The sequence below is a fragment of the Escherichia sp. WS338 genome, assembly GCF_046486405.1.
Taxonomy (GTDB): Bacteria; Pseudomonadota; Gammaproteobacteria; order Enterobacterales; family Enterobacteriaceae; genus Escherichia; species Escherichia coli.
Genome location: NZ_JBJQLL010000007.1, coordinates 54938 through 66837 on the forward strand (window position 1 = coordinate 54938; position 11900 = coordinate 66837).

General features: G+C 53.3%; 8 protein-coding genes. All 8 read left to right on the forward strand.

All coding sequences use genetic code 11. From position 1 onward, the window contains the following. Positions 1-32 precede the first annotated feature (32 nt). The 8 genes from ileS (at position 33) to carB (ending at position 11643) form a co-directional block, all read left to right on the forward strand. Positions 33-2849 (forward strand): isoleucine--tRNA ligase, encoded by a 2817-nt coding sequence (ileS, locus tag ACJHWT_RS08370; RefSeq protein ID WP_065203301.1) that lies wholly within the window; start codon positions 33-35, stop codon positions 2847-2849. Continuing rightward, positions 2849-3343: a signal peptidase II gene (lspA, locus tag ACJHWT_RS08375; protein WP_000083369.1), complete on the forward strand. Its 495-nt coding sequence runs from the start codon at positions 2849-2851 to the stop codon at positions 3341-3343. Before ileS ends, lspA begins: the two co-directional genes overlap by 1 nt. Before the next feature lie 87 nt (positions 3344-3430). Next, positions 3431-3880: an FKBP-type peptidyl-prolyl cis-trans isomerase gene (gene fkpB, locus ACJHWT_RS08380; RefSeq protein WP_000004655.1), complete on the forward strand. Its 450-nt coding sequence runs from the start codon at positions 3431-3433 to the stop codon at positions 3878-3880. A 1-nt stretch (position 3881) separates the two neighbouring features. Continuing rightward, entirely contained in the window at positions 3882-4832 is a 951-nt protein-coding gene (gene ispH, locus ACJHWT_RS08385) for a 4-hydroxy-3-methylbut-2-enyl diphosphate reductase (protein ID WP_001166395.1), read from the forward strand. A 65-nt stretch (positions 4833-4897) separates the two neighbouring features. Continuing rightward, on the forward strand, positions 4898-5812 hold the full coding sequence (gene rihC / locus ACJHWT_RS08390; protein ID WP_001239121.1) for a ribonucleoside hydrolase RihC: 915 nt from the start codon (positions 4898-4900) through the stop codon (positions 5810-5812). A gap of 166 nt (positions 5813-5978) precedes the next feature. Then, a complete protein-coding gene (gene dapB / locus ACJHWT_RS08395) occupies positions 5979-6800 on the forward strand; it encodes a 4-hydroxy-tetrahydrodipicolinate reductase (RefSeq protein WP_065203300.1) in 822 nt (273 codons plus the stop codon). Positions 6801-7255: 455 nt separating this feature from the next. After that, positions 7256-8404, forward strand: a complete 1149-nt coding sequence (gene carA / locus ACJHWT_RS08400; RefSeq protein WP_001317611.1) for a glutamine-hydrolyzing carbamoyl-phosphate synthase small subunit — start codon at positions 7256-7258, stop codon at positions 8402-8404. A gap of 17 nt (positions 8405-8421) precedes the next feature. Continuing rightward, positions 8422-11643, forward strand: a complete 3222-nt coding sequence (gene carB, locus ACJHWT_RS08405; RefSeq protein ID WP_001126353.1) for a carbamoyl-phosphate synthase large subunit — start codon at positions 8422-8424, stop codon at positions 11641-11643. The last annotated feature ends 257 nt before the right edge of the window (positions 11644-11900 follow it).

An 11900-nucleotide genomic window follows, 5' to 3' on the forward strand; every position in this document is an offset into this window, starting at 1 on the left:
TAATCAAACCGAAATACGGAACCGAGAATCTGATGAGTGACTATAAATCAACCCTGAATTTGCCGGAAACAGGGTTCCCGATGCGTGGCGATCTCGCCAAGCGCGAACCGGGAATGCTGGCGCGTTGGACTGATGATGATCTGTACGGCATCATTCGTGCAGCTAAAAAAGGCAAAAAAACCTTCATTCTGCATGATGGCCCTCCTTATGCGAATGGCAGCATTCATATTGGTCACTCGGTTAACAAGATTCTGAAAGACATTATCATTAAGTCCAAAGGGCTTTCTGGATATGACTCGCCGTATGTGCCTGGCTGGGACTGTCATGGTCTGCCAATCGAACTGAAAGTAGAGCAAGAATACGGTAAGCCGGGGGAGAAATTCACCGCCGCTGAGTTCCGCGCCAAGTGCCGCGAATACGCTGCGACCCAGGTTGACGGTCAGCGCAAAGACTTTATCCGTCTGGGCGTGCTGGGCGACTGGTCGCACCCGTACCTGACCATGGACTTCAAAACTGAAGCCAACATCATCCGCGCGCTGGGCAAAATCATCGGCAACGGTCACCTGCACAAAGGCGCGAAGCCGGTGCACTGGTGCGTTGACTGCCGTTCTGCACTGGCAGAAGCGGAAGTTGAGTATTACGGCAAAACTTCTCCGTCCATCGACGTCGCTTTCCAGGCGGTCGATCAGGATGCGCTGAAAACGAAATTTGGCGTAAGCAATGTTAACGGCCCAATTTCGCTGGTTATCTGGACCACCACGCCGTGGACGCTGCCTGCTAACCGCGCAATCTCCATTGCACCTGATTTTGATTATGCGCTGGTGCAAATCGACGGTCAGGCCGTGATCCTCGCGAAAGATCTGGTTGAAAGCGTAATGCAGCGTATCGGCGTTAGCGATTACACCATTCTTGGCACGGTGAAAGGTGCCGAGCTGGAACTGTTGCGCTTTACCCATCCGTTTATGGACTTCGATGTTCCGGCAATTCTCGGCGACCACGTTACGCTGGATGCCGGTACCGGTGCCGTTCATACCGCGCCAGGCCACGGTCCGGACGACTATGTGATCGGTCAAAAATATGGTCTGGAAACCGCTAACCCGGTTGGCCCGGACGGCACTTATCTGCCGGGCACTTACCCGACGCTGGATGGCGTGAACGTCTTCAAAGCGAACGACATCGTCGTTGCGCTGCTGCAGGAAAAAGGCGCGCTGCTGCACGTTGAGAAAATGCAGCACAGCTATCCGTGCTGCTGGCGTCACAAAACGCCGATCATCTTCCGCGCGACGCCGCAGTGGTTCGTCAGCATGGATCAGAAAGGTCTGCGTGCGCAGTCACTGAAAGAGATCAAAGGTGTGCAGTGGATCCCTGACTGGGGCCAGGCGCGTATCGAGTCGATGGTTGCTAACCGTCCTGACTGGTGTATCTCTCGTCAGCGTACCTGGGGCGTGCCGATGTCACTGTTCGTGCACAAAGACACAGAAGAACTGCATCCGCGTACTCTCGAACTGATGGAAGAAGTGGCAAAACGCGTTGAAGTTGACGGCATTCAGGCGTGGTGGGATCTCGATGCGAAAGAGATCCTCGGCGACGAAGCTGACCAGTATGTGAAAGTACCGGATACGCTGGATGTATGGTTTGACTCCGGATCTACCCACTCTTCCGTTGTTGATGTGCGTCCGGAATTTGCCGGTCACGCAGCGGACATGTATCTGGAAGGTTCTGACCAACACCGTGGCTGGTTCATGTCTTCCCTGATGATCTCTACCGCGATGAAGGGCAAAGCGCCATATCGTCAGGTACTGACTCACGGCTTTACCGTGGATGGTCAGGGTCGCAAGATGTCTAAATCCATCGGTAACACCGTTTCGCCGCAGGATGTGATGAACAAACTGGGTGCGGATATTCTGCGTCTGTGGGTGGCATCAACCGACTACACTGGCGAAATGGCCGTTTCTGACGAGATCCTGAAACGTGCTGCCGACAGCTATCGTCGTATCCGTAACACCGCGCGCTTCCTGCTGGCAAACCTGAACGGTTTTGATCCGGCAAAAGATATGGTGAAACCGGAAGAGATGGTGGTACTGGATCGCTGGGCCGTAGGTTGTGCGAAAGCGGCACAGGAAGACATCCTCAAGGCGTACGAAGCATACGATTTCCACGAAGTGGTACAGCGTCTGATGCGCTTCTGCTCCGTTGAGATGGGTTCCTTCTACCTCGACATCATCAAAGACCGTCAGTATACCGCCAAAGCGGACAGCGTGGCGCGTCGTAGCTGCCAGACTGCGCTGTATCACATCGCTGAAGCGCTGGTGCGCTGGATGGCACCAATCCTCTCCTTCACCGCTGATGAAGTGTGGGGCTATCTGCCGGGCGAACGTGAAAAATACGTCTTTACCGGTGAGTGGTACGAAGGCCTGTTTGGTCTGGCAGACAGTGAAGCGATGAACGATGCGTTCTGGGACGAGCTGTTGAAAGTGCGTGGCGAAGTGAACAAAGTCATTGAGCAAGCGCGTGCCGATAAGAAAGTGGGTGGCTCGCTGGAAGCGGCAGTAACCTTGTATGCAGAACCGGAACTGGCGGCGAAACTGACCGCGCTGGGCGATGAATTACGATTTGTCCTGTTGACCTCCGGCGCTACCGTTGCAGACTATAACGATGCACCTGCTGATGCTCAGCAGAGCGAAGTACTCAAAGGGCTGAAAGTCGCGTTGAGTAAAGCCGAAGGTGAGAAGTGCCCACGCTGCTGGCACTACACCCAGGATGTCGGCAAGGTGGCGGAACACGCAGAAATCTGCGGCCGCTGTGTCAGCAACGTCGCCGGTGACGGTGAAAAACGTAAGTTTGCCTGATGAGTCAATCGATCTGTTCAACAGGGCTACGCTGGCTGTGGCTGGTGGTAGTCGTGCTGATTATCGATCTGGGCAGCAAATACCTGATCCTCCAGAACTTTGCTCTGGGGGATACGGTCCCGCTGTTCCCGTCGCTTAATCTGCATTATGCGCGTAACTATGGCGCGGCGTTTAGTTTCCTTGCCGATAGCGGCGGCTGGCAGCGTTGGTTCTTTGCCGGTATTGCGATTGGTATTAGCGTGATCCTGGCAGTGATGATGTATCGCTCGAAGGCCACGCAGAAGCTAAACAATATCGCTTACGCGCTGATTATTGGCGGCGCACTGGGCAACCTGTTCGACCGCCTGTGGCACGGCTTCGTTGTCGATATGATCGACTTCTACGTCGGCGACTGGCACTTCGCCACCTTCAACCTTGCCGATACTGCCATTTGTGTCGGTGCGGCACTGATTGTGCTGGAAGGTTTTTTACCTTCTAAAGCGAAAAAACAATAATAAACCCTGCCGGATGCAGCCTACTGATTGCTGCGAAATCGTAGGCCGCATCCGGCAAAAATCCTCAAAATATAAGAGCAAACCTGCATGTCTGAATCTGTACAGAGCAATAGCGCCGTCCTGGTGCATTTCACGCTAAAACTCGACGATGGCACCACCGCCGAGTCTACCCGCAACAACGGTAAACCGGCGCTGTTCCGCCTGGGTGATGCTTCTCTTTCTGAAGGGCTGGAGCAACACCTGCTGGGGCTGAAAGTGGGCGATAAAACCACCTTCTCGCTGGAGCCAGATGCGGCGTTTGGCGTGCCGTCACCGGACCTGATTCAGTACTTCTCCCGCCGTGAATTTATGGATGCAGGCGAGCCAGAAATTGGCGCAATCATGCTTTTTACCGCAATGGATGGCAGTGAGATGCCTGGCGTGATCCGCGAAATTAACGGCGACTCTATTACCGTTGATTTCAACCATCCGCTGGCCGGGCAGACCGTTCATTTTGATATTGAAGTGCTGGAAATCGATCCGGCACTGGAGGCGTAACATGCAGATCCTGTTGGCCAACCCGCGTGGTTTTTGTGCCGGGGTAGACCGCGCTATCAGCATTGTTGAAAACGCGCTGGCCATTTACGGCGCACCGATATATGTCCGTCATGAAGTGGTGCATAACCGCTATGTGGTCGATAGCCTGCGCGAGCGTGGGGCTATCTTTATTGAGCAGATTAGCGAAGTACCGGACGGCGCGATCCTGATTTTCTCCGCACACGGTGTTTCTCAGGCGGTACGTAACGAAGCGAAAAGCCGTGATTTGACGGTATTCGACGCCACCTGTCCGCTGGTGACCAAAGTGCATATGGAAGTCGCCCGCGCCAGTCGCCGTGGCGAAGAATCTATTCTCATCGGCCACGCCGGTCACCCGGAAGTGGAAGGGACAATGGGTCAGTACAGCAACCCGGAAGGGGGAATGTATCTGGTCGAATCGCCAGACGATGTGTGGAAACTGACGGTCAAAAACGAAGAGAAGCTCTCCTTTATGACCCAAACCACGCTGTCGGTGGATGACACGTCTGATGTGATCGACGCGCTGCGTAAACGCTTCCCGAAAATTGTCGGTCCGCGCAAAGATGACATCTGCTACGCCACTACTAACCGTCAGGAAGCGGTACGCGCTCTGGCAGAACAGGCGGAAGTGGTGCTGGTGGTCGGTTCGAAAAACTCCTCCAACTCCAACCGTCTGGCGGAACTGGCCCAGCGCATGGGCAAACGCGCGTTTTTGATTGACGATGCGAAAGATATCCAGGAAGAGTGGGTGAAAGAGGTTAAATGCGTCGGCGTGACTGCGGGCGCATCGGCTCCGGATATTCTGGTACAGAACGTAGTCGCACGTTTACAGCAGCTTGGCGGTGGCGAAGCCATTCCGCTGGAAGGTCGTGAAGAAAACATTGTTTTCGAAGTGCCGAAAGAGTTGCGTGTCGATATTCGTGAAGTCGATTAAGTCATTAGCAGCCTAAGTTATGCGAAAATGCCGGTCTTGTTACCGGCATTTTTTATGGAGAAAACATGCGTTTACCTATCTTCCTCGATACTGACCCCGGCATTGACGATGCCGTCGCCATTGCCGCCGCGATTTTTGCCCCCGAACTCGACCTGCAACTGATGACCACCGTCGCGGGTAATGTCTCGGTTGAGAAAACGACCCGCAACGCCCTGCAACTGCTGCATTTCTGGAATGCGGAGATTCCGCTTGCCCAGGGCGCAGCCGTACCGCTGGTACGCGCACCGCGTGATGCGGCATCTGTGCACGGTGAATCGGGAATGGCTGGCTACGACTTTGTTGAGCACAACCGAAAGCCACTCGAGATACCAGCGTTTCTGGCGATTCGTGATGCCCTGCTGCGTGCACCAGAGCCTGTTACGCTGGTAGCCATTGGCCCGTTAACCAATATTGCGCTGTTACTTTCACAATGCCCGGAATGTAAACAGTATATTCGTCGTCTGGTGATCATGGGCGGTTCTGCTGGTCGCGGCAACTGTACACCAAATGCCGAGTTTAATATCGCCGCCGATCCAGAAGCGGCTGCCTGTGTCTTCCGTAGCGGAATCGAAATTGTCATGTGCGGTCTGGATGTCACCAATCAGGCAATATTAACCCCTGACTATCTCGCTACTTTGCCGGAGTTGAATCGCACCGGAAAAATGCTCCACGCCCTGTTTAGTCACTACCGTAGCGGCAGTATGCAAAGTGGACTGCGAATGCACGATCTCTGCGCCATCGCCTGGCTGGTGCGCCCGGACTTATTCACCCTCAAGCCGTGTTTTGTGGCAGTGGAAACGCAGGGCGAATTTACCTCTGGCACGACGGTGGTTGATATCGACGGTTGCCTGGGCAAACCAGCCAATGTACAGGTGGCATTGGATCTGAATGTAAAAGGCTTCCAGCAGTGGGTAGCTGAGGTGCTGGCTCTGGTGCCGTAACCTGTCACATGTTATCGGCATGCAGTCATTCATCGACTCATGCCTTTCACTGATATCCCTCCCTGTTTATCATTAATTTCTAATTATCAGCGTTTTTGGCTGGCGGCGTAGCGATGCGCTGGTTACTCTGAAAACGGTCTATGCAAATTAACAAAAGAGAATAGCTATGCATGATGCAAACATCCGCGTTGCCATCGCGGGAGCCGAGGGGCGTATGGGCCGCCAGTTGATTCAGGCGGCGCTGGCATTAGAAGGCGTGCAGCTGGGCGCGGCGCTGGAGCGCGAAGGATCTTCTTTACTGGGCAGCGACGCCGGTGAGCTGGCGGGTGCAGGAAAAACAGGCGTTACTGTGCAAAGCAGCCTTGATGCGATAAAAGATGATTTTGATGTGTTTATCGATTTTACCCGTCCGGAAGGTACGCTGAACCATCTCGCTTTTTGTCGCCAGCATGGCAAAGGGATGGTGATCGGCACTACGGGGTTTGACGAAGCCGGTAAACAGGCGATTCGTGACGCCGCCGCCGATATTGCGATTGTCTTTGCCGCCAATTTTAGCGTTGGCGTTAACGTCATGCTTAAGCTGCTGGAGAAAGCAGCCAAAGTGATGGGTGACTACACCGATATCGAAATTATTGAAGCACATCATAGACATAAAGTTGATGCGCCGTCAGGCACCGCACTGGCAATGGGAGAGGCGATCGCCCACGCTCTGGATAAAGATCTGAAAGATTGCGCGGTCTACAGTCGTGAAGGCCATACCGGTGAACGTGTGCCTGGCACCATTGGTTTTGCCACCGTGCGTGCAGGTGACATCGTTGGTGAACATACCGCGATGTTTGCCGATATTGGCGAGCGTCTGGAGATCACCCATAAGGCGTCCAGCCGCATGACATTTGCTAACGGTGCGGTAAGATCGGCTTTGTGGTTGAGTGGTAAGGAAAGTGGTCTTTTTGATATGCGAGATGTGCTTGATCTCAATAATTTGTAACCACAAAATGTTTGTGATGATGCAAAAATAACACATTTAATTTTTTGATTATAAAGGGCTTTAATTTTTAGCCCTTTTATTTTTGGTGTTATGCTTTTAAATTTAATGCAAGTGCTGAAAATTACATGTTTTGTATTCTGTTTTTGTTGTTTTAATGTAAATTTTGACCATTTGGTCCACTTTTTTCTGCTCATTTTGATTTCATGCAATCTTCTTGCTGCGCAAGCGTTTTCCAGAACATGTTATATGATCTTTTTGCCGCTTAATGCCTGTAAAACATGCATGAGCCACAAAATAATATAAAAAATCCCGCCATTAAGTTGACTTTTAGCTCCCATATCTCCAGAATGCCGCCGTTTGCCAGAAATTCGTCGGTAAGCAGATTTGCATTGATTTACGTCATCATTGTGAATTAATATGCAAATAAAGTGAGTGAATATTCTCTGGAGGGTGTTTTGATTAAGTCAGCGCTATTGGTTCTGGAAGACGGAACCCAGTTTCACGGTCGGGCCATAGGGGCAACAGGTTCGGCGGTTGGGGAAGTCGTTTTCAATACTTCAATGACCGGTTATCAAGAAATCCTCACTGATCCTTCCTATTCTCGTCAAATCGTTACTCTTACTTATCCCCATATTGGCAATGTCGGCACTAATGACGCCGATGAAGAATCTTCTCAGGTACATGCCCAAGGTCTGGTGATTCGCGACCTGCCGCTGATTGCCAGCAACTTCCGTAATACCGAAGACCTCTCTTCTTACCTGAAGCGCCATAACATCGTGGCGATTGCCGATATCGATACCCGTAAGCTGACGCGTTTACTGCGCGAGAAAGGCGCACAGAATGGCTGCATTATTGCGGGTGACAACCCGGATGCGGCGCTGGCGTTAGAAAAAGCCCGCGCGTTCCCTGGCCTGAATGGCATGGATCTGGCAAAAGAAGTGACTACCGCAGAACCCTATAGCTGGACACAAGGGAGCTGGACGCTGACCGGCGGCCTGCCAGAAGCGAAAAAAGAAGACGAGCTGCCGTTCCACGTCGTGGCTTATGATTTTGGTGCCAAGCGCAACATCCTGCGGATGCTGGTGGATAGAGGTTGTCGCCTGACCATCGTTCCGGCACAAACTTCTGCGGAAGATGTGCTGAAAATGAATCCGGACGGCATCTTCCTCTCCAACGGTCCTGGCGACCCGGCCCCGTGCGATTACGCCATTACCGCCATCCAGAAATTCCTCGAAACCGATATTCCGGTATTCGGCATCTGCCTCGGTCATCAGCTGCTGGCGCTGGCGAGCGGTGCGAAGACTGTAAAAATGAAATTTGGTCACCACGGCGGCAACCATCCGGTTAAAGATGTTGAGAAAAATGTGGTGATGATTACCGCCCAGAACCACGGTTTTGCGGTGGATGAAGCAACATTACCTGCAAACCTGCGTGTCACACATAAATCCCTGTTCGACGGTACGTTACAGGGCATTCATCGTACCGATAAACCGGCGTTCAGCTTCCAGGGACACCCGGAAGCCAGCCCTGGTCCACACGACGCCGCGCCGTTGTTTGACCACTTTATCGAGTTAATTGAGCAGTACCGTAAAACCGCTAAGTAATCAGGAGTAAAAGAGCCATGCCAAAACGTACAGATATAAAAAGTATCCTGATTCTGGGTGCGGGCCCGATTGTTATCGGTCAGGCGTGTGAGTTTGACTACTCTGGCGCGCAAGCGTGTAAAGCCCTGCGTGAAGAGGGTTACCGCGTCATTCTGGTGAACTCCAACCCGGCGACCATCATGACCGACCCGGAAATGGCTGATGCGACCTACATCGAGCCGATTCACTGGGAAGTGGTACGCAAGATTATTGAAAAAGAGCGCCCGGACGCGGTGCTGCCAACCATGGGCGGTCAGACGGCGCTGAACTGCGCGCTGGAGCTGGAACGTCAGGGCGTGTTGGAAGAGTTCGGCGTCACCATGATTGGTGCCACTGCCGATGCGATTGATAAAGCAGAAGACCGCCGTCGTTTCGACGTAGCGATGAAGAAAATTGGTCTGGAAACCGCGCGTTCCGGTATCGCACACACGATGGAAGAAGCGCTGGCGGTTGCCGCTGACGTGGGCTTCCCGTGCATTATTCGCCCATCCTTTACCATGGGCGGTAGCGGCGGCGGTATCGCTTATAACCGCGAAGAGTTTGAAGAAATTTGCGCCCGCGGTCTGGATCTCTCTCCGACTAAAGAGCTGCTGATTGATGAGTCGCTGATCGGCTGGAAAGAGTACGAGATGGAAGTGGTGCGTGATAAAAACGACAACTGCATCATCGTCTGCTCTATCGAAAACTTTGATGCGATGGGCATCCACACCGGTGACTCCATCACTGTCGCGCCAGCCCAAACGCTGACCGACAAAGAATATCAAATCATGCGTAACGCCTCGATGGCGGTACTGCGTGAAATCGGCGTTGAAACCGGTGGTTCCAACGTCCAGTTTGCGGTGAACCCGAAAAACGGTCGCCTGATTGTTATCGAAATGAACCCACGCGTGTCTCGCTCCTCTGCGCTGGCGTCGAAAGCCACTGGTTTCCCGATTGCCAAAGTGGCGGCGAAACTGGCGGTGGGTTACACCCTCGACGAGCTGATGAACGACATCACCGGTGGGCGTACTCCGGCCTCCTTCGAGCCGTCCATCGACTATGTGGTTACTAAAATTCCTCGCTTCAACTTCGAGAAATTCGCCGGTGCTAACGACCGTCTGACCACTCAGATGAAATCGGTTGGCGAAGTGATGGCGATTGGTCGCACGCAGCAGGAATCCCTACAAAAAGCGCTGCGCGGCCTGGAAGTGGGCGCAACTGGCTTCGATCCGAAAGTGAGTCTCGACGACCCGGAAGCGCTGACTAAAATCCGCCGCGAACTGAAAGATGCTGGCGCAGAGCGTATCTGGTATATCGCTGATGCCTTCCGCGCGGGCCTGTCTGTAGACGGTGTATTTAATTTGACCAACATTGACCGCTGGTTCCTGGTACAGATTGAAGAGCTGGTGCGTCTGGAAGAGAAAGTCGCAGAAGTGGGCATCACTGGCCTGCACGCTGAATTCCTGCGCCAGCTGAAACGCAAAGGCTTTGCCGATGCGCGTCTGGCAAAACTCGCGGGCGTGCGTGAAGCAGAAATCCGCAAGCTGCGCGACCAGTATGACCTGCACCCGGTTTATAAGCGCGTGGATACCTGTGCGGCAGAGTTCGCCACCGACACCGCTTACATGTACTCCACTTATGAAGAAGAGTGCGAAGCGAATCCGTCTACCGACCGTGAAAAAATCATGGTGCTCGGCGGCGGCCCGAACCGTATCGGTCAGGGTATCGAATTCGACTACTGCTGTGTACACGCCTCGCTGGCGCTGCGCGAAGATGGTTATGAAACCATTATGGTTAACTGTAACCCGGAAACCGTCTCCACCGACTACGACACCTCCGACCGCCTCTACTTCGAGCCGGTAACTCTGGAAGACGTGCTGGAAATTGTGCGTATTGAGAAGCCGAAAGGCGTTATCGTCCAGTACGGCGGTCAGACCCCGCTGAAACTGGCGCGCGCGCTGGAAGCTGCTGGCGTACCGGTTATCGGTACCAGCCCGGATGCCATCGACCGTGCGGAAGACCGTGAACGCTTCCAGCATGCGGTTGAGCGTCTGAAACTGAAACAACCGGCGAACGCCACCGTTACCACCATCGAAATGGCGGTTGAGAAAGCGAAAGAGATTGGCTACCCGCTGGTGGTGCGTCCGTCTTACGTTCTCGGCGGTCGGGCGATGGAAATCGTCTATGACGAAGCTGACCTGCGTCGCTACTTCCAGACGGCGGTTAGCGTGTCTAACGATGCGCCAGTGTTGCTGGATCATTTCCTTGATGACGCAGTAGAAGTTGACGTGGATGCTATCTGCGACGGCGAAATGGTGCTGATTGGCGGCATCATGGAACACATTGAGCAGGCGGGCGTGCACTCCGGTGACTCCGCATGTTCGCTGCCAGCCTACACCTTAAGTCAGGAAATTCAGGATGTGATGCGCCAGCAGGTGCAGAAACTGGCCTTCGAATTGCAGGTGCGCGGCCTGATGAACGTGCAGTTTGCGGTGAAAAACAACGAAGTCTACCTGATTGAAGTTAACCCGCGTGCGGCGCGTACCGTTCCGTTCGTCTCCAAAGCCACCGGCGTACCGCTGGCAAAAGTGGCGGCGCGTGTGATGGCTGGCAAATCGCTGGCTGAGCAGGGCGTAACCAAAGAAGTTATCCCGCCGTACTACTCGGTGAAAGAAGTGGTGCTGCCGTTCAATAAATTCCCGGGCGTTGACCCGCTGTTAGGGCCAGAAATGCGCTCTACCGGGGAAGTAATGGGCGTGGGCCGCACCTTCGCTGAAGCGTTTGCCAAAGCGCAGCTGGGCAGCAACTCCACCATGAAGAAACACGGTCGTGCGCTGCTTTCCGTGCGCGAAGGCGATAAAGAACGCGTGGTGGACCTGGCGGCAAAACTGCTGAAACAGGGCTTCGAGCTGGATGCGACTCACGGCACGGCGATTGTGCTGGGCGAAGCGGGTATCAATCCGCGTCTGGTGAACAAGGTGCATGAAGGCCGTCCGCACATTCAGGACCGTATTAAGAATGGCGAATATACCTACATCATCAACACCACCTCAGGTCGTCGTGCGATTGAAGACTCCCGCGTGATCCGTCGCAGTGCGCTGCAATATAAAGTACATTACGACACCACCCTGAACGGCGGCTTTGCCACCGCGATGGCGCTGAATGCCGATGCGACCGAAAAAGTAATTTCGGTGCAGGAAATGCACGCGCAGATCAAATAATAGCGTGTCATGGCGGATATTTTTCATCCGCTAATTTGATCGAATAACTAATACGGTTCTCTGATGAGGACCGTTTTTTTTGCCCATTAAGTAAATCTTTTGGGGAATCGATATTTTTGATGACATAAGCAGGATTTAGCTCACACTTATCGACGGTGAAGTTGCATACTATCGATATATCCACAATTTTAATATGGCCTTGTTTAATTGCTGCAAAACGAGTCATAGCCAGTCTTTTAATTTGTGAAACTGGAGTT

Bases quoted from the DNA above. Each gene is read 5' to 3' on its own strand.
- ileS (WP_065203301.1), top strand. From the start codon at position 33: ATGAGTGACTATAAATCAACCCTGAATTTGCCGGAAACAGGGTTCCCG.
- lspA (WP_000083369.1), top strand. From the start codon at position 2,849: ATGAGTCAATCGATCTGTTCAACAGGGCTACGCTGGCTGTGGCTGGTG.
- fkpB (WP_000004655.1), top strand. From the start codon at position 3,431: ATGTCTGAATCTGTACAGAGCAATAGCGCCGTCCTGGTGCATTTCACG.
- ispH (WP_001166395.1), top strand. From the start codon at position 3,882: ATGCAGATCCTGTTGGCCAACCCGCGTGGTTTTTGTGCCGGGGTAGAC.
- rihC (WP_001239121.1), top strand. From the start codon at position 4,898: ATGCGTTTACCTATCTTCCTCGATACTGACCCCGGCATTGACGATGCC.
- dapB (WP_065203300.1), top strand. From the start codon at position 5,979: ATGCATGATGCAAACATCCGCGTTGCCATCGCGGGAGCCGAGGGGCGT.
- carB (WP_001126353.1), top strand. From the start codon at position 8,422: ATGCCAAAACGTACAGATATAAAAAGTATCCTGATTCTGGGTGCGGGC.